General features: G+C 41.3%; 20 protein-coding genes. 8 read left to right on the top strand and 12 right to left on the bottom strand.

All coding sequences use genetic code 11. The annotated features are described in order from the left end of the window. Window positions 1-7 precede the first annotated feature (7 nt). The 3 genes from nadA (at window position 8) to HL41_RS00255 (ending at window position 2,445) form a co-directional block, all read left to right on the top strand. A complete protein-coding gene (gene nadA, locus HL41_RS00265; protein WP_038063019.1) occupies window positions 8-922 on the top strand; it encodes a quinolinate synthase NadA in 915 nt (304 codons plus the stop codon). A gap of 16 nt (window positions 923-938) precedes the next feature. Further along, window positions 939-2,051 (top strand): NAD(P)H-dependent flavin oxidoreductase, encoded by a 1,113-nt coding sequence (locus HL41_RS00260; RefSeq protein WP_038063016.1) that lies wholly within the window; start codon window positions 939-941, stop codon window positions 2,049-2,051. A gap of 175 nt (window positions 2,052-2,226) precedes the next feature. Further along, entirely contained in the window at window positions 2,227-2,445 is a 219-nt protein-coding gene (locus HL41_RS00255; RefSeq protein ID WP_038063012.1) for a hypothetical protein, read from the top strand. Window positions 2,446-2,529: 84 nt separating this feature from the next. Here the strand turns inward: HL41_RS00255 and HL41_RS00250 are convergent, their stop codons facing one another. From HL41_RS00250 to murJ, 3 genes are read right to left on the bottom strand one after another with little or no spacing between them, the layout of a single operon-like run. Continuing rightward, window positions 2,530-3,012 (bottom strand): DciA family protein, encoded by a 483-nt coding sequence (locus HL41_RS00250; protein ID WP_038063009.1) that lies wholly within the window; start codon window positions 3,010-3,012, stop codon window positions 2,530-2,532. A gap of 11 nt (window positions 3,013-3,023) precedes the next feature. Next, window positions 3,024-4,394 carry a phosphomannomutase/phosphoglucomutase gene (locus HL41_RS00245; RefSeq protein ID WP_038063006.1) on the bottom strand — a complete coding sequence of 457 codons (1,371 nt, stop codon included), beginning with the start codon at window positions 4,392-4,394 and terminating at the stop codon, window positions 3,024-3,026. A gap of 29 nt (window positions 4,395-4,423) precedes the next feature. Then, on the bottom strand, window positions 4,424-5,971 hold the full coding sequence (gene murJ, locus HL41_RS00240; RefSeq protein WP_051754395.1) for a murein biosynthesis integral membrane protein MurJ: 1,548 nt from the start codon (window positions 5,969-5,971) through the stop codon (window positions 4,424-4,426). A gap of 111 nt (window positions 5,972-6,082) precedes the next feature. Here murJ and HL41_RS00235 point away from each other — a divergent pair, with 111 nt between their 5' ends. Then, a complete protein-coding gene (locus HL41_RS00235; RefSeq protein ID WP_001122870.1) occupies window positions 6,083-7,285 on the top strand; it encodes a bifunctional 3,4-dihydroxy-2-butanone-4-phosphate synthase/GTP cyclohydrolase II in 1,203 nt (400 codons plus the stop codon). A gap of 22 nt (window positions 7,286-7,307) precedes the next feature. Beyond that, complete coding sequence (gene serS, locus HL41_RS00230) at window positions 7,308-8,597, top strand: serine--tRNA ligase (RefSeq protein WP_038063001.1); 1,290 nt, start codon at window positions 7,308-7,310, stop codon at window positions 8,595-8,597. Here serS and HL41_RS00225 read toward each other — a convergent pair. From HL41_RS00225 to exbB, 4 genes are read right to left on the bottom strand one after another with little or no spacing between them, the layout of a single operon-like run. Continuing rightward, window positions 8,594-9,277, bottom strand: coding sequence for a thermonuclease family protein (locus HL41_RS00225; RefSeq protein ID WP_158506208.1), 684 nt, complete (start codon window positions 9,275-9,277; stop codon window positions 8,594-8,596). The two genes, serS and HL41_RS00225, sit on opposite strands and share 4 nt — an antisense overlap. A gap of 40 nt (window positions 9,278-9,317) precedes the next feature. After that, a complete protein-coding gene (locus tag HL41_RS08870) occupies window positions 9,318-10,067 on the bottom strand; it encodes an energy transducer TonB (RefSeq protein WP_051754393.1) in 750 nt (249 codons plus the stop codon). Next, window positions 10,068-10,448, bottom strand: a complete 381-nt coding sequence (locus HL41_RS00215; RefSeq protein ID WP_038062998.1) for an ExbD/TolR family protein — start codon at window positions 10,446-10,448, stop codon at window positions 10,068-10,070. 15 nt (window positions 10,449-10,463) lie between these two features. Then, complete coding sequence (exbB, locus tag HL41_RS00210) at window positions 10,464-10,889, bottom strand: TonB-system energizer ExbB (protein WP_038062995.1); 426 nt, start codon at window positions 10,887-10,889, stop codon at window positions 10,464-10,466. Window positions 10,890-11,306: 417 nt separating this feature from the next. On the opposite strand from exbB, the gene ahbB reads away from it, so the two are divergent. The 3 genes from ahbB to HL41_RS00195 are packed head-to-tail and all read left to right on the top strand — an operon-like array spanning window position 11,307 to window position 14,417. After that, window positions 11,307-11,792 carry a siroheme decarboxylase subunit beta gene (ahbB, locus tag HL41_RS00205; protein ID WP_038062992.1) on the top strand — a complete coding sequence of 162 codons (486 nt, stop codon included), beginning with the start codon at window positions 11,307-11,309 and terminating at the stop codon, window positions 11,790-11,792. Then, the gene (locus HL41_RS00200; protein WP_038062989.1) at window positions 11,789-12,337 is read left to right on the top strand and encodes a hypothetical protein; all 549 of its coding nucleotides are present in this window, start codon (window positions 11,789-11,791) and stop codon (window positions 12,335-12,337) included. The genes ahbB and HL41_RS00200 overlap by 4 nt, the downstream gene beginning before the upstream one ends. After that, entirely contained in the window at window positions 12,315-14,417 is a 2,103-nt protein-coding gene (locus HL41_RS00195) for a sensor histidine kinase (protein WP_038062986.1), read from the top strand. The genes HL41_RS00200 and HL41_RS00195 overlap by 23 nt, the downstream gene beginning before the upstream one ends. Here the strand turns inward: HL41_RS00195 and HL41_RS00190 are convergent. Genes HL41_RS00190 through rpiB form a run of 5 tightly spaced genes read right to left on the bottom strand, consistent with a single transcriptional unit; the run spans window position 14,414 to window position 17,989 of the window. Further along, complete coding sequence (locus tag HL41_RS00190; RefSeq protein ID WP_028840934.1) at window positions 14,414-15,214, bottom strand: prepilin peptidase; 801 nt, start codon at window positions 15,212-15,214, stop codon at window positions 14,414-14,416. The genes HL41_RS00195 and HL41_RS00190 overlap by 4 nt on opposite strands. 6 nt (window positions 15,215-15,220) lie before the next feature. Next, window positions 15,221-15,601 carry a PilZ domain-containing protein gene (locus HL41_RS00185; protein WP_028840933.1) on the bottom strand — a complete coding sequence of 127 codons (381 nt, stop codon included), beginning with the start codon at window positions 15,599-15,601 and terminating at the stop codon, window positions 15,221-15,223. After that, window positions 15,588-17,156 carry a bifunctional ADP-dependent NAD(P)H-hydrate dehydratase/NAD(P)H-hydrate epimerase gene (locus tag HL41_RS00180; protein ID WP_038062983.1) on the bottom strand — a complete coding sequence of 523 codons (1,569 nt, stop codon included), beginning with the start codon at window positions 17,154-17,156 and terminating at the stop codon, window positions 15,588-15,590. Before HL41_RS00180 ends, HL41_RS00185 begins: the two co-directional genes overlap by 14 nt. A 15-nt stretch (window positions 17,157-17,171) precedes the next feature. Next, window positions 17,172-17,549: a holo-ACP synthase gene (acpS, locus tag HL41_RS00175; RefSeq protein WP_038062980.1), complete on the bottom strand. Its 378-nt coding sequence runs from the start codon at window positions 17,547-17,549 to the stop codon at window positions 17,172-17,174. Then, window positions 17,546-17,989, bottom strand: coding sequence for a ribose 5-phosphate isomerase B (rpiB, locus tag HL41_RS00170; protein WP_038062977.1), 444 nt, complete (start codon window positions 17,987-17,989; stop codon window positions 17,546-17,548). The genes acpS and rpiB overlap by 4 nt, the downstream gene beginning before the upstream one ends. Between the last annotated feature and the right edge of the window lie 4 nt (window positions 17,990-17,993).

Raw genomic sequence — 17,993 nt, 5'->3', positions numbered from 1 at the left:
AGGCTTGATGGAAAGGCAAAGGCTCATAGAGAGGATCCTTGAGCTAAAAGAAAAGAGAAAGGCCATCATTTTGGCCCACAACTATCAACCTCCTGAGATACAGGACATTGCAGACTTAAGAGGAGATTCTTTAGAGTTAAGTCTTAAAGCCAGTAAAACGGACGCTGAGGTTATCGTTTTTTGTGGTGTTTATTTTATGGCAGAAACCGCTAAAATCGTATCACCCAAAAAGAAGGTCCTCTTACCTGTAGGAAGTGCCTGTTGTGAGATGGCTGACATGATAACCCCTGAGGATGTGTTACGCCTAAAAGAGGCCTATCCAGATGCACCGGTTGTCACCTATGTTAACTCAACCGCTGAGGTGAAGGCTTTAAGTGATGTATGCTGTACCTCTGCTAATGCAGTAAAAGTAGTGGGAACGTTTAAAGAAAAACAGATTATCATGCTTCCAGACATGAACCTTGCCCGTTATACCCAGAGGTTTTATCCTGACAAAAAGATCATTTATTTTGAAGGTTTTTGCCCTTTTCATCATCTTCTTACCCCTGAAGAAGTGTTAGAGGCCAAAAAAGCTCATCCTGAGGCCCTTTTTATCGCCCATCCTGAGTGTAGACCTGAGGTTATAGACTTGGCAGACAGGGTAGCCTCAACCAGCGGAATGTTAAGATTAGCTAAAGAACTCCCAAATCAGGAGTTTATCATAGGAACTGAGGTAGGCCTGCTATACCCTTTATCTCAACAAAACCCTGACAAAAAATTTTATCATCCTGCCCCAGAAAAGATGGTTTGCCCCTCGATGAAAAAAATTACCTTAGAAAACCTTTTGTCCTCTTTAGAAAACCTTGAGTTTGAAGTGGTAGTAGAAGAAGAAATAAGGGTCAAGGCTTATAACGCTGTAAAAAAGATGTTAGAAATAGTCTAAAAAGGAAAAAATTGGTATGGGTTTACCCAAACTTACCATAGGAAAAATCACCTTAGATGTGCCTATCATTCAAGGAGGAATGGGGGTAGGTATCTCTTGGGAAAATTTAGCAGGAGCTGTGGCTAAAGAAGGAGCGATGGGGGTTGTTTCAGCCGTAGGTACAGGGTATCGCTTCCCTGAGCTGGTTAAAAAAGACAAATTTGGTAGACCCATAGGACCTGAAAACACCCACAGCCGAGAGGCACTAAAAAGGATTATTCAAAAGGCTAAAGAGCTTTCTCAAGGTAGAGGTGCGATCGGGGTAAATGTGCTTTGTGCGATCACAGATTACCCAAGGGTGGTAAGAGACGCTGCTGAGGCAGGGGCTGATGCTATCATCTCAGGAGCAGGGCTACCTCTGAAACTCCCAGAATACGTAAAAGGTTTTGACATAGCCCTAATACCTATCGTCTCTTCTGCCAGAGCTTTAAAGCTTATCTGTCAAACCTGGGAAAAACGCTACCAAAGACTACCAGATGCTGTGGTCTTAGAAGGGCCTCTTTCAGGAGGACATCAAGGGTTTCATAAAGAAGATTGCTTTAAAAAGGAATATCAATTAGAAAGTTTGTTACCAGAGGTGCTTGAAGAAGCCAAAAACTGGGGGGACCTTAAGGTTATCGTAGCTGGTGGTGTTTGGAGCTATCAAGATATCAAGAAATATTTAGAACTGGGGGCTTCAGGGGTGCAGATCGCTACCCGGTTTATCTGTACCTATGAGTATGACGCCCCTCAAATTTATAAAGAAATACTCCTTAGACTTAACCCAGAAGACATAATCCTGATCAACTCTCCTGTAGGATATCCTTTAAGGGTAGTCAAAACACCTTTTGTAGAAAAATTCCTTGCAGGATACCGAGACTTTAAAGGTTGTGTTTCCAACTGTTTAACCCCTTGCAAAAAAGGAGAAAAGGCTTCTCAGGTAGGTTTTTGTATAGCTGAGAAACTGAGTGCTGCCTGGATGGGAAACTACGAAGAAGGTATCTTTATAAGCGGAACAAACGGACATCTGCTTAAAAAACAAGGGATCATCAGTGTAAAAGACCTTATAGCCATCCTTACCGGACAAAAAAAAGACCCAACCTTGCAATAATTAACCTTGTGTAATTTTTGCATAAAAACCTCTGTGCAATTTTTGCAAAGTGTCTGTTTTTTCAAACCCATACTTAGGGAAAACCCCTTTTAAAACCTAATTTTCAAACCTCAAAAATTTGGGCATCCTTTTTGCTAATATACAAGACAAAAAACTTTAAGGAGGGAGGTAGGTTATGAAAAAGGTATTAGGTTTAGTTGCTGCTTTAGCTCTTTTAGTATCCCCTGTTTTTGCAGCTGAACAGGCTGCCCCTGCAGCTGACAAGGCTGCTGCTCCTGCTGCTGAAAAGAAGGTAGAAAAGAAAGCCAAGAAAGCTAAGAAAGCCAAAAAAGCCGAAAAGAAAGCCGAAGAAAAGAAGGAAGCTGCTCCTGCAGCCGCTCCTGAAAAGAAGTAAGCTTTCTTAGACATCTTCCCCTGGGGGTTACCCCAGGGGTTTTTATCAAATCTATAAGTTTTTGGGTTGGAAAGTTTGATTTTGTTAAATTTTTTGAATCTTTTTAGCCTTGAAGTATGTCTTTAATAATCCTTTAAACAACTTCGCAAGTTCAGGGTCTTTCAGGTTTTGTAAGGTTTTTTCAAGTTCTTTAACGTCTTCGGGATTTACCCTTAAAACCCCTTCTTTTGAGTTTACCAACTGTTTATTTTTAGTTAATCTTTCGAAGATCAAAGGATTTATTACTATCTTAAGGTCAACAAAAAGTGGTTTTTCTTTTTCAGGCGCTACTTTTTCAAGGGCTTCTATAATTTCTCTACCTTTTAGTTGAAGCTGTTGGAGATGGTAGTAGTCTGAGGTCTCTACAACTAAGGTACCTTCTTCATACCTTATAGGATTTGAGCATAAGGCTAATTCTCTGTCTAAAAGCTTAGGCCACAAAGACTTAGCCAGTTTCAAGGCTCGTATAGCCTTTTTAGTTTTGTAAGGAATAGGAAGAATTTGGAGTAGATGCTCGAAGGATTCCATCAGACTCCCTTTTAGGGGTTTATTTCTTTTAAAACTTCGTCTAAGGCTTGATAAACTTTCTGTTTTAAAGTTTCAAGAAACCCTTCTGTTTCAGCTTCAAACCTTAGGACCAACACCGGTTGGGTGTTTGAGGCTCTAACCAAGGCCCATCCTTCAGGAAATTCAACCCTTGCACCGTCTATGTCTACTACGTTGAGTCCTTCTTGTTTAAACTTAGCCACCAACCTTTCCACCACCTTAAACTTAACCTCATCTGGGCATTCAACCCTTATCTCTGGGGTAGCATACATAACCGGCAGTTCTTTAAGTATTTCAGAAAGAGGCTGTTCTGTTTGAGAAAGGATTTCTGCCAGCCTGAGAGAGGCATAAACCCCATCGTCAAAACCAAACCATTTGTCTGCAAAAAACATGTGTCCGCTCATCTCTCCTGCAAGAATAGCCCCCTCCTCTTTCATCTTGTTTTTTATCAAAGAATGTCCTGTTTTCCACATGATAGGAAGACCTCCCAACTTTTTCACCCCTTCAAACAAAGTTCTCGAACACTTAACCTCAGCGATAACCTTAGCTCCAGGATGTTTTTTAAGTAAAAACTTGGCAAACACATAAAGAAGCCTGTCTCCCCAGATGATGTTACCCTTTTCGTCTATCACCCCAAGTCTATCTCCGTCTCCGTCATACCCAAAACCAGCTTCATACCCTTCAGAAACTACCTTTTCTTTTAGCCATTTCAGGTTTTCTGGAACGACAGGGTCTGGGAAATGGTGAGGAAAGTTTCCGTCTATCTCACAAAAAAGACATTCAACCTCGCAGTTTAAACGTTTAAAAATCTCTGGTGCTGTCAGAGCACAAACCCCGTTACCAGGGTCAAGACATACCTTTACTGGTCTCTTAAGTTCAACGTTTGAGCTAACATATTCTATGTAATCAGAAAGTACATCTATGTCTTCTACTTTCCCTGATCCCTTTTCATAGTCTTCCTTTTCTATCAGTTCTCTTAAGGCCTGTATTTGTTTACCAAAAAGGGTGTCTTTACCTAAGCAGATCTTTAGTCCGTTAAACTCTGGTGGGTTGTGAGAACCGGTAACCTGTATACCACCGTCAACTTCTGGCAAACGAAAGAGGGAATAATACATCACCGGGGTAGGGGTAAGTCCGATGTTTAAAACCTCTACCCCGGTAGATAAAATCCCTTCGATCAAACACCTTTGAAGGGCTTCTGAAGAAAGCCTTCCGTCTCTTCCACTAACCACCCTTTTTCCTCCACTGCGTCTAACCATCGTCCCATAGGCCCTTCCTATTTCTCTTACTATCTCCTCGGTAAAATCTTTCCCAACCTTTCCGCGAATGTCATACTCTCTAAAGATATAGGGACTTACTTTCATCTCTCCCTCCCGGTTTTTAAATTTTTAACCTAACCTCTTTTAAGCAGCTTAACCCAAAAAAGGTAGGTCTCTTGAGGCCCTAAAATCTTACAAGTCCCTAAAAATACGATGGCTCCTAAGGGTATGGCTGTAATAAGGTAAACCCAGCTGTTAAATCCAAAATGTGCTAAAAAAATTAAAATCCCACTTAAGGCTAAAACTGCTATCCCAAGGGTAAAAAGACTTCTTAGTAAAAATTTTAAAGGAATTTGTTTGAAAAGCAAAGAGCTAAACAAAAGCAAAAACATGCACTGAAAAACCAAAGAAAGAGAGGTTCCTAAGGCTACCCCTTTTATCCCTAAGGCTTTGATGGTAAGAAGTATTACGGTTAAATTTGCAAACACTGAAAGGATACTTCCTAAGGAAGGAATGATCGTTTTACCCAACGAATAAAAAAGCGGGACCGCAGTTTTTGAGAGCCCGTAAAAAGGCAAAGACAGGGCTAAAATCTTTAAAATCTCTGCGGTGTTTATCGTATCTAAACTGCTAAACTTTCCTCTTTCAAAAAGCACCTCTACCACTGGCTGAGCCAAGAAGTAAAGACCAACTGCTGAAGGTAAAGAAAGGCTTAGAGAAACCACCAACGCACGAGAAAAGGTGTCTTTGGCAGAGGCCAAATCTTTCCTGGCAACAGCCCTTGAAAGCTCAGGAAGTAAGGCCTGTGAAAGCCCTACCCCAAAAAGTCCTAAAGGCACATACATAATCCTGAAGGCATAACTATACCAAGAAACCGCTCCTTCTCCGCAAGAAGTGGCGAAAAAGGTGTTGATAAAGATGTTGATTTGTACGGCTGAAAGCCCAAGTATTACCGGTAAGATCAACCTGCAAACTTCTTTAAAATAAGGGTCCTTAAAATCAGGAGAAAACCTGAAAGAAAAACCTCTTTTTCTCACCTCAGGATATTGAAAATAGAACTGTAAAAACCCTCCCAAGGTGACCCCTACTGCCATGGCATAGATAGGATTTATGTTAAGGCTTATACACAAAAAATAGCCTAAAACCCCCACCAAAACTGAGGTTATGTTAAAGATACTTGACGAAAAGGCCGGTAAAAAAAACACCCCTAAGGAATTAAGCATCCCTGCCAAAACTGAGGAAAGGCTTATAAAAAGAAGAAAGGGCATCATAACCTGAGTAAGTTTTACCGTTAGGTCAAACTTAGCCGGATCTTTGGTAAACTCAGGGGCAATAAGCCCTACTATCCAGTCAGCACTAAACATCCCAAGGATTACTATCCCCCCTAAAATCAAAAGGAGGTTAGAAAGAATGACTTGAGCTATCTTAAAACTTTTTTCAGGCCCTTCTTTTTCTAAGGTAGAGCTGAAAACCTTAACAAAAGCTGACCCAAGTGCCCCCTCAGCAAAAAGGTCTCTTAGAAGGTTAGGGATGCGATAACCTACCACATAGGCATCCATACTTTTTCCTGCCCCAAAAAAATAGGCAAGCACCTGTTCCCTTACCAGCCCTAAAATACGACTGATAAAGACTGCTATGGTTACAGAGGTTGCAGACTTGGTTAAACTTTCTATCTTTTTCATTTTTTGCATAAGCTTATGGTTGCTAAAATTTAATTGAGTTTTATTATATTAAAACGATTTTTCAAAATTAAAACCTAAAACAACCTCTAAGGGGATAAGGAGGCCAAGTAGATGCCTATAAGCACTGTGGAAGAAGCGTTAGAAGACTTAAAGCAGGGCAAGCTTATCATCGTCGTAGACGATGAAGACAGAGAGAACGAAGGAGACCTTATTTTGGCTGCTGAAAAGGTAACCCCTGAGGCCATCAATTTTATGGCTAAATATGGAAGAGGTCTTATCTGTTTAGCCATCACCCAGGAAATCGCAGACAGGCTTCAACTTCCTTTGCAACCAAGAAGAGGGATAGACCCCTTTGGGACTGCCTTTACGGTGTCTATAGACGCAAGACATGGGATCACCACAGGTATTTCTGCGTATGACAGGGCTTATACCATAAAGCTGGTTATCGACGATAAAAGTACCCCTCAGGACTTTATTACCCCTGGTCATGTTTTTCCCATCATAGCCAGAAAAGGAGGGGTTCTGGTTAGGGCTGGACATACAGAAGCTGCCGTAGACCTGGCAAGACTTGCTGGTCTTAAACCAGCTGGGGTTATCTGTGAGGTGATGAAGGATGATGGCACCATGGCAAGACTTCCTGACTTAGAAAAATTTGCCGAAGAATTTGGGCTAAAAATAATCACCATCAAAGACCTTATAGCCTACCGTATCCAAAACGAATCTTTGGTTAAAAGAGAGGTAGAGACCTTATTGCCTACTGCCTTTGGTACCTTTAAGTTGATAGCCTACTCAAACTTTATAGATAACGCCACCCACATAGCCTTGGTCATGGGGGAGATAGACGAAAATCCCATCTTGGTAAGGGTGCATTCTGAATGTCTAACCGGAGATGTTTTTGGCTCACTGAGATGCGATTGCGGGCCTCAACTTAAAAAAGCTATGGAAATGATAGGCAAAGAAGGAAAAGGGGTTCTCCTTTATCTCAGACAAGAGGGAAGAGGAATAGGTCTTTTAAACAAATTAAAGGCTTATAAACTTCAAGACGAAGGAAAAGATACAGTAGAAGCCAACTTAGCGTTAGGGTTCAAACCAGACCTTAGAGACTACGGAATAGGAGCCCAGATCTTAAAAGACCTTGGTATAAAACAAATAAGGCTCATGACTAACAACCCAAGGAAAATCATAGGACTTGAAGGGTATGGAATGAAGATAGTAGAAAGAGTTCCTATAGAAATACCTCCCAGACCAGAAAACTACAACTACCTTAAAACCAAAAAAGAAAAACTTGGCCACCTTATTTCCTGCTTAAAATAAACCTCTTTAGGGAGAAAAATAAATGCTTGACCTAAAACTGATAAGAGAAAAGCCTGAATGGGTTAAAGCCAGGCTAAGCACCAGGGGGCAAGACTTCCCTGTAGAAGAGATACTTTCTTTAGACCAGCAAAGAAGAGAGCTTTTGCAAAAAGTAGAATCCCTAAGACATCTGAGAAAAGAAAAATCTGAACAAATCGGCAGGCTTAAAAAACAGGGAAAAGACGAGGAGGCCAACCTTTTAGCTCAAGAGGTAAAAAAAATAGGGGAAGAGCTTAAGACCTTGGAAGCAGAACTCTCTCAGGTAGAAAACAACCTACAGGAAAAACTCCTCTATCTTCCGAACATTCCTCATGAAACCGTGCCTGTAGGTAAAGACGATTCGGAAAATGTGGTGGTAAAAAGATGGGGGGAACCTCCAGAATTTGAGTTTGAACCTAAACCCCACTGGGAAATAGGAGAAAATTTAGGGATTCTTGATTTTGAAAGGGCTGCAAAAATTACAGGGTCAAGGTTTGTGGTATACTTTAACGAAGGAGCCCTTTTAGAAAGGGCCTTGATCAACTTTATGTTAGACCTCCATGTTAAAAAACACGGGTATAAAGAGGTATTGCCTCCTTTTATCGTTAACGAAACCTCTCTTATAGGCACCGCCCAGCTTCCCAAGTTTAAGGAAGACCTTTTTAAGCTTGAAGGCTGGAACTACTACCTTATTCCCACAGCCGAGGTGCCTGTAACCAATCTTCACAGAGATGAAATTTTACGTGAAGAAGACCTTCCTCTTTATTATACCGCCTATACCCCTTGTTTTCGCTCTGAGGCTGGGTCCCATGGCAGAGATACCCGAGGTATCGTAAGACAACACCAGTTTAACAAGGTAGAGCTGGTAAAATTTGTGGTCCCAGAAACCTCTTATGAAGAGTTAGAAAGCCTTCTTTTGGATGCCGAAGAGGTTTTACAGCTCCTTGGACTACATTATCGGGTGGTAGCCCTTTGTACAGGAGACTTAGGGTTTGCCTCTGCCAAAACCTATGACATAGAGGTCTGGGCACCAGGACAAAAAAGGTATGTAGAAATCTCTTCCTGCTCCAACTTTGAAGACTTTCAGGCAAGAAGAGCCAACATCAGATATCGCCCTAAAGACGGAGGAAAACCCAGATTTGTTCACACCCTTAACGGTTCTGGATTAGCCATAGGAAGGACGGTGATGGCTATCCTTGAAAACTACCAGCAAGTAGACGGTTCTGTCCTCATCCCTGAGGTGTTAAGACCCTACATGGGAGGGCTTGAAAAAATAACCCCTAAAAAAGCCTAACGGACAGGAAAGATTTTATCAAAACACTCCCTGGAAGGGCAATATCCTTCTAAAAAGGCCTCTTCTAAACTTTTAAAATAAACCTTCTTTTTTATTTTCTTTACCTCTGGGCAGTCTGGGTGGTGAAACCTTTTAGATTGTTTATTTCCCACATAGACCACCCCTTGGGGTTGTTTATCAATTAGCGAGAAAAAACCCTTTCTCTTTTTTACCACCTCTGTCTGTAGAGGAAGAAGTTTATGATAAGCCTCTGCACTTCCTGGAAAATAACAAACTAGTGCCAAACCTTCTTTAACCAGTATTTCTGAAACTGAGGTTCCGTTTTCAAAATAAAGGTCCCCCAAAAGCCTGCCATAATGGTCTCTTTCCTTAAGAACAAACTCAACCCTAAAAACCTTCCCTTCAGTTAGCTGCCGGTTTAAACTGTAGGCCTCTTCAGCAAAAGGTTGAGGAGGCAATCCTTTACCATGGTTTAACTCAGGACTATCAACCCCTGCATACCTGAGCTTTTCTCCGTTATGAAGTAAAACCGTATCTCCGTCTAAAGCCCTTACCACCCTTACGGTATTTTCTGAAAGCTTTTCTTCTTTTTTACAACCTGAAAGCCCTATCCCCCAGACTATAAACCACACCCAAAACAAAAAGGTAACCTTTATCCTACACAGCCTAAACCCTGACAACCTCATAACCCTCCCATATAAGACTTTTGAAAAACTTATTTTAATTCAACTTATAGACTACAGGAAGGGTAATTTTTATGTCTACCGGTGGTACCGGGAAATATTTAGCACACCCCTGCAAAGTAGCAATGGTATTTTCGTCTAAAACCTTATAACCAGACGATTGAACCACCCTGACCTCTTTTACCTCTCCCTGTCTGGTTAGCACAAAGGAAACTACCACCTTACCCTCCCATCCCATCCTTCTGGCTAAATAGGGATACTGCACATGTTTTCTTACGATGTCAGAAATGATAGAAAACTTTTGGGAAAGAAAATGCTGGGCTACCTTCTCTTGGTCTTTTCTCTCCCCATAACCAGAAAGCCCTCCCTGCCCCTCACTCGGTTTAGAAGTCCCTTCTTTAGCTGAGCTACTAACTTGAGAACCTCCACTACCTGGTCCATGAGAAGAAGTCGTTTGAGAAAAAGTTTCCTTAGGCATACTACTCTCTTTAGATGGGACAACCTCAGAAACTGCATTTTCTTTCTTAGCAGGAGGAGTTAGTTCTTCCTTTAAAGACTGAGATTTATCTGGTTGGTTTTGGGTTGGTTGAAAGGGCTTTGCAGTTTTTTCAGTAGCTAACGCCTGGGTAGATTTTTCTTGGGTAAGCTGAGAGCCTGAATAGGCTTCAAGGTCTATTTCTATGTATTTAGCCCTTCCTATTTCACTTAACCTAAAAAATGTTAAAAAACTCAGCAAGATAAAAAGATGTATAAAAAAGGAAGTAGAAAAATGTTTTATCGAAACCATCTATCTTATTACTTCGGTTTTTATAGAAACCCGTTTTATTTCATGTTTTTTTAACAGGTCAAGGAGGTCAACCAGCCCTTGCACCTGAGAAGATCTATCTGCTAAGATAGAAACCTGAACCTCTCCTTTTAAACTCTCCACCAGGTCTTCAAGCTCTTTCAAGGTCACCTTTCTTCCTTCAAAAAACACCTCTCCCTCTTTAGTAAGGGTTATCTGATAACTTCTTATATCAGAAGTCTCAACGTTTTTGGCCTTAGGCAGGTTGACAGGAATACTTCCCTGCACGATAAAGGTAGCGGTAACAAGAACTATCGTTAAAAGAACCAGCATGATGTCTACCAAAGGAATCACGTTTATGTAGTCAAACTCTTTTTCTTCCATCAAAACACCCCTTGGTTATCGATTACCCTGGATCTCCCATAAGGCTATCTTTTCTTTTACCTTTCTTAAAAGATAGTTATAAAAAGCCGTAGAAGGTATGGCTACCAAAAGCCCCACAGCCGTTGCCTTTAACGCTAAGGCCAGACCTACCATGATCCTTTTACTGTCAACCATTCCTTCCTGACCGATGGTATAAAAGGTAAGCATAATCCCTAACACCGTTCCTAAAAGCCCTATATAAGGCGCATTGGCACCTACGGTAGCAATCACATAAAGCCCTCTCGTTAAATCTACCTCAAGCTCCTTAGGATGTTTGTAATTAGCAAGGTCAACCCTTTTATAATAACCCACTCTCTCTATACCTATCGCTATAGATATCACACTTAAAACCAGTAAAAACCCGATGATCCCATAATCTACCAACCAACTAAGATACTCCATCCTGCCTCCTCCACCTAATCTTATTTCTCGACCAAACCGTAAAAACTACCTAACACCAAAACACAAAAATTGTTAAAAAGTATTACTAAAAGGAGGTTAATACAGAAACAGTTTTTGTCAATAGGCAGTGGTGTTAGAAAAACAAAACCTTAAAGTTATATACCTAAAAAAACTTGCTGAAAGATTGATTCCCTACAATATTCTAATTAACCCATCTAATTTAAAACAGAAAAGGAAGTAGAAGTATTACAAATTAGATACCTTATGTTTTCACTACCCGAGCAGTATAGAAATTTTTACCCTAACGAGGTAGACGCGATAAACTCAACTAAACAAACACCATAAATTTTACCCTTGTCTTTGTTGGTTGAAAAATCATAGTTAAATGCTATCTTAAGATACAAAAAGGTGGTACCTTTGAAGAAGCTTGAGCTTTCTCAGACAGAGTTACTGGTTTTAAAAGAGTTGATTGCTGGGCTTCCGATTTGTGAAAAACCCTTTTTGGAGATAGCTAAAAAGCACAACCTTTCTCAGGAAGAGGTTTTTGAGGCTATAAAAAGTCTTTTCCAAAAAAAGGTAATCACCAGACTTGGGATCACTTTAAGGCACAACCTTGCAGGTATAGAAGGCAACGCCATGGTTGCCTGGAAGGTAGAAGAAGAAAGGGCAGAAGAGGTAGGCCAAGCCTTAGCTCAAAGACCCTATATCTCCCATTGCTACCTTAGAAAAACCTATCCTGACTGGCCTTATAACCTTTACACGATGGTCCACGGCAAATCCAGAGAAGAGGTTTTATCCCTTATAAAAGGGATTTCCGAAGAGTTTGGGCTTAAGGAATATGAAGTCCTTTTTACCCAAAAGGAAATCGTAAGAAAACACGCAAGGTATGACTTAACCCTATGAAAAAAATCCTCTTAACCCTCATCCTCTTTTTCTGTTTTATCAGCCCTGCGTTTGGGTTTAAGATGGCTAAGATCAAGGTTTACCGTTTTCAAGATCAGCTTATCCTGAGTCTTTTCTACCAGGATTTTCCTACACAGGAGATACTTTTGTCTCTAAAGGAACAAAAAAATCCGATTTACCTCAGGTTTTCCTTTGAGGTGTTTAAAAAACGTTTTCTTTTACCTGACGTTCTCATCCATAAAGAATTATACATTCAAAAGCTATACTACAGCCCAGAAGAAAACCTTTATTTTTTAGAAGACAACTTTGGTATAAAAAGTTTTGAAAATCCAGAAGACCTGGTGTTAAAAATCCAGTTTTTAGACTCCTATCCCTTAAGGTTTCAGGTTACAAACGACCTCTCAAGTCTTTATCTTAAGACCAACGTAGAAATTACCTACCAAACCCATCTTTCTAAAGACTTAAGGTTTACCAAAAACCAGCATAAAATCCGTTTAAGGGCAGAAAACACCCTTCCTTTCGATGTTATCTATCGCAAGGATTAAGACTTTTTGCAAAAGGCACAAAATTTTCTTAGGACTTTTGATAGTCCTCACCATTTCTCTATGGGTTGAGTTTAACCTCTTCGACCTTTCTCTTTTTTCTACCTCTCAAAAAAACCTTTTTCTGTTTTTCCTGTTTCAGATAAACCTTATCCTTATTTTACTTCTTCTTTACTTTATCTTCAGGTATGTCATCAAGATTTTCTATGAAATCCAGATAAAAAAAGTATCTAAAAGCCTTAAAGTAAAGCTCTTTTTTATCTACTTTATCTCTATCGTTTTTCCTTCGGTTGTGCTTGTGCTTGGAAGTTTCTTTTTCTTTAAAAAAACCTTAGACTACTGGCTTAAAGAATTTTTCGAAGAAAGGGTGTTAACCGTTCTTCTAAAACCTGAGGATTACATAAAAGACATCGAAAGAGACCTTCTTAGCAAAGGACAACAGATCATAACAGATTATCTTTCCCAAACCGAAGAAATCAAAAGCTCTGTCCTGAGAGAAAGGTATCGTTATTTTATGAGGGTAGACTCTATAGAAGTTTTTGACTGGCAAGGCAACCTAAAAAAGAGAACCTATTCCTCTGAGATTTCTCAAAAGATCGGGATTGCCCCTTCTTTTCTTGAAAGACTAAAAGCCTCTAAAATCCCTCTTTCTGAAATCTCTCTGGTTAACTCAAGTCCCTATCTAAGGGTGTTTATCCCCTTTTACGACTCAAAAGGCCAACCCCTTATCTTAGCCATCGGTAAATTCCTAAGGTTAGAAGAGTTTTCAGGAGAAAAAGAACTGGTAGAAAAAAGATACTTTAGAACCTTTAAACAGTTTTTGATGACTGCAGGAGCTCTGGTTTTACTTTTGGTGGTTTTTGTAGGGGTATGGGTAGGAAGTAAACTTGGTAGAAACCTTACTGAACCTTTACAAAACCTGGTGATCGCAGCCCAAAAGATCTCTAAAAAAGACTTCAACCTGGAAGAACTAAAAGGCCTCACCCCTTTGGACGACGAGGTAGGAAGGCTGGTAGAGGCTTTTAACGAGATGACAAAAAAGATCAAAGAATACGAAGAGGAGGTCCAAAACTACAACCGCTACCTTCTTTCTGTGCTTGATCATCTGCCTGTAGGGATCCTGGTCCTTACCCCTGACCTAACCGTCAAGTTCTCTAACCAGAGCCTTAACCATCTTTTAAAACACTATGAAGTTAAATCCCCACAAGACCTGATAGACAAACTTAACCTTCCTGCCCTTTTATCCCAGATAGACCTAACCAACCCCTTTTACACCACCCTTTCCTGGTCTACAGAACAGAAGGAGTTTAGCTTAGGGATTACCCTTCTTAAGCTTGAATTTTTAAAAACCCACGAATATCTCTTGATCGTAGAAAACTTAGAGGAAAAGGAACGCCTAAAAAGGCTTTCTTTCTGGAAGGAGGTAGCCTTAAGGGTATCCCATGAGATAAAAAATCCTTTAACCCCTATCAAACTCTCTGTAGAAAGACTTAAAAGACAGCTTGAAAAAACATTAGAAGGAGAGAAAAAAGAGGTCTTACTTAGAACCACCAACATCATCGAAAAATACATCGAAGAACTTCGCAAACTTGCCACCGACTTTCATTACTTTACCAAAAAACCTGAGCTAAACCTGGAAAAAGGCACCCTTTTAGAAAGCCTGTTAGAGGTAATCTCTCTGTATGAGATAGCCTATCCTGAGGTAAAGTTTAGGCTTAAGGTAGAGGACGAAGGAGAATGCTGGTTTGACAAGTTTCAGTTAAAAAGGGTGTGGGTAAACCTGTTTGACAACTCCATCAAGGCTATGCAAGAAAAAGGAGAACTCTCAATCTCCCTTGCCAGAGAAGAAGGCTGGGTAATCTTAAAAATAGAGGACACAGGAGAAGGAGTGCCTCAAGAGGTCGTGGAAAAGATAAACCAAGGAGACCTTTTAAGCCTGAAAGACTTAGGGACAGGCCTTATCATGGTATACTCCATCATAGACCTTCATAAAGGAACCATAAATTTTTACAGAAAGAAAGATAAAGGAACCTCGATCGTGATCAAAATTCCTTCTCAAGAAAACCTTGTTAAGGCAAATTAAGATAGAAAAGTCTTAAAAAATTCTGCAAAAAAGGTGTAAACACCAGCCCCAAGGGCTAAAAAAGGCCCAAAAGGAATTTCTGTTTTTAAGCTTAAGTCTTTAGATTTCCCTTTTAATCGATACCACAGAACTGCCAAAAAAAAGGCAAAAATCCCTGAAAAAGAGGCTATCAACACCACCCAGTAAAAACTTTTATACCCCAAAAAAGCACCTATCCCAGCCATCAGCTTAAAATCTCCCATCCCAAGCCCATCTCTTTTAGCAAAAAGATAGTAGACCTCGTTAATCAGAAAAAGAAGGCCTGCCCCTGCTAACATCCCAACCACACTTTCTTCAAAACCAACCAGAGGGTTTAACCCTAACAAACTTGCCGTAAGTCCTGCCAACATCAAACCAAAACTGAGCTTATCTGGTATTTCCTTAACCCTAAGGTCGATAAAACTTATCACCAGAAGGATTATCAACCAAACCCAGAAAACCAAAAAGGTAGCCCAGCCATACCAGGGTTTAAACTTTAAATAAGCAGCTACTCCAACCACCGCGGTTAGGACCTCTACCAGAGGATAGGTGAGAGGGATTGGATTTTGACAAAAAGCACATCTTCCTTTAAGCATAACATAAGACAAAACAGGAATGTTGTGATACCACTTAAGCTCAGTTTTACACCTTGGACAAAAAGACCTGACAGGCCTTAGTACAGACAAACCCTCTGACCATCGGTAGATAACCACGTTAAAAAAACTACCTAACGCTAAACTCAAGACCGCTATCAACAGGACCTCAATTAGACTAAACATCAAACCCTAACCAGACTGAGGATTTTCAACCTTTTGAGAGGTTTTCAAATATCTTTGATAAGCCTTTTTGGCCTCCTCTATGTTTAAAAGGGCTTTTAGATAATAGTTCCACACAGGTAAAAGCTCTCGTTCGATGTCCAGGATCTCTATCCCTAACCCTGGCTGTTCTTCTGTGCCATGATGTACCACCAGCCCATAAACAGGGATCACTCCTACCTCAGGAATTTCTATCTCAAAAAGAACCATCTTCCGTAAAGGAATAAGCTTATCGGTTCGGATAAAACATCCCTTGTAAGAAACATTAAGCACCTCGTATGCCTCTTCAGACCCCGGCAAATAAGCCTTAATCCTGGTAGGGCATCTTGGAAACCTTCTAAGGTCTATCATCACATATCTCCTTTAAAACTTCTGGGATTTTGTTAGCCACCTCTGAAGCCAGATACCCGAAAGGTCCTTTTTCAGAGGCAAGCTTTTCTCCTGCCCATCCGTGTAAAAACACCCCCAAGCAAGCTGCTTCAAACACCTCATACCTTTGAGACATCAAGGCTCCTATCACCCCAGAAAGCACATCCCCTGTGCCTCCCTGAGAAAGCCCAGGCACATCCCAGACAGAAATCCCCTCTCTTCCGTCAGGGGAAGAAATCACCGTATGTGGTCCCTTTAGCACCACCACCGCACCTGTCATCTCAGAAAGCCTTTTAGCTGAGGTTAAAGGGTCTCTTAAAATCTCCTTCTTAGAAATTTTAAGCAACCTCTCAGCCTCTCCTGGATGAGGGGTAAGGACCTTTGGACAGGGAAGCTCTTTAAGTCTTTCAGGGTTTTCAGAGGCTATGGTTAACCCGTCTGCATCGATCAACACCGGAACCTTGACCCTTTCTAACAACTCCCAGAAAAGCCTTTTTACCTCTTCCCCTAAACCAAGTCCAGGGCCTACCACCAAGGCGGTTTTCTTTTCGCAAAGGTCAAGCAAGGACTCAAGATTGGCATAACTAACCTCTCCTCTCGGGCCTTCTTCAAGCCCTGCAGTCAGAGCTTCAGGTAGCATAGATGCATATACCGGCTGAAGACTCCTGGTTGAGGCCAAGGTCACAAGCCCAGCCCCTGCCCTTAAACCACCCAATGCCGAAAGCAACCCAGCCCCACTCTTACCCTTGCTTCCTGCTAACACAAGAAGATGTCCAAAAAGCCCTTTATGGGTATAACCTTTACGCGGCCTGAATACCTTTTTGGCCCACTCCAAATCTATCAAATACCTCTTAGGCGCCTTCTTTTCCACCAAAGGTTTGAAAAACCCAATAGGACAAACCTTAAGCCTTCCCACATACTCTTTTCCCGGATAAAAAAACTGTCCTACCTTGGGTAGCTCAAACGTAACGGTAAGGTCTGCCTTTACAGCTGTTCCAAGCACCTCACCTGTATCAGCACACACCCCAGAAGGCATGTCTACCGCAACCACCTTGCATCCCCTGGTTTCTCGATAAAGGTTTATTTCCTCAACGATGGCAGCCAGATTTCCCTCGATAGGCCTTTTAAGCCCTGTCCCAAAGATGGCATCCACCATTATCTCAGGAGAAAAATCATAAAGTACCTTTCTAAACTCAACGATATACCCCACCTCTTCTGGCATAAAACCTAAGTTTTCAAGGACCTTAAGGTTGGTCAAGGCCTCTCCCTGATAGGTTTCTTTTTCTGCAAGAAGTACCACCTCGACCTCATAGCCAAGGTTTACCAGGTGCCTGGCACATACCATCCCGTCTCCACCGTTATTTCCTGGCCCGCACACCACAAGCACACTGCCGTAGGTTTCTACCGGATAGGCCTCAAAAATAGCCTCAGCCACAGAAAGCCCCGCCCTTTCCATCAACACCTCAGCCGGAACCCCTACCTCTTTTATAAACCATTCGTCGAGAGCCTTCATCTCAGAGGCCTTTACCACCTGCATAACCCTACCCCTCTCCTATCCAGTTATTACTACCATACATACCACATAATCCTTTTCATGAGAAAGGCTAACCAGACAATCCCTTCCACCTCTTTCTCTAAAAACCTCTAAAGCCCTGCCTTCTATCTCTATGAACGGCTTTTTTGTTTGAGGGTCTCTAAGAAGGCTTATCTCTTGCCAGACAAAGGGTTGATACCCACCTAAGGCCTTGTAAAAGGCCTCCTTAGCCGCAAAGCATGAAGCTAAATAGACAGGGGTATCTTTGCGTTTTAACGCTAAAGATACCTCCTTAGGATGAAAAACCTTTTCTAAAAAACGTTTTGGATAGGCAGAATAAATTTTCTCTATCCTTGGTAAGTATACTAAGTCTACCCCTATACCAAGTAGGTTCATCTAAGATTCTTAAGTTTTTCTATAAGTTCGAGCCTGCGCTCGTGTCTTCCTCCTTCAAAGGGTGTTTCTAAAAAGGTTTTAACGATCTCCACCGCCATCCCGTCCCCAATCATCCTTCCGCCAAGGACAAGCACGTTGGCATCGTTGTGAAGCCTTGCCATCTTGGCAGAAAAGGGCTCATGACAAAGGGCAGCCCTTATCCCAAAAAACCGATTGGCCACAATACTCATCCCTATCCCTGTCCCACAGATAAGGATAGCCCTTTCCACCTCACCCTGTAGCACCTTTTCTACTCCCTTGACCCCATACTCAGGATAATCCACCGCCACATGAGAATAACACCCTACATCTACCACCTCATGCCCTTCTTTGGCTAAAAAATCTTTTATCTTTTCTTTTAAAAAATACCCTGCATGGTCTGAGGCAATGGCAATCTTCATCGGT

Origin of the sequence: Thermodesulfobacterium commune DSM 2178 (assembly GCF_000734015.1) — a bacterium.
In the GTDB taxonomy this organism is placed as follows: domain Bacteria; phylum Desulfobacterota; class Thermodesulfobacteria; order Thermodesulfobacteriales; family Thermodesulfobacteriaceae; genus Thermodesulfobacterium; species Thermodesulfobacterium commune.
Note: the sequence above shows the minus strand (reverse complement) of the source record. Positions and strands in the feature narration are given on the sequence as shown.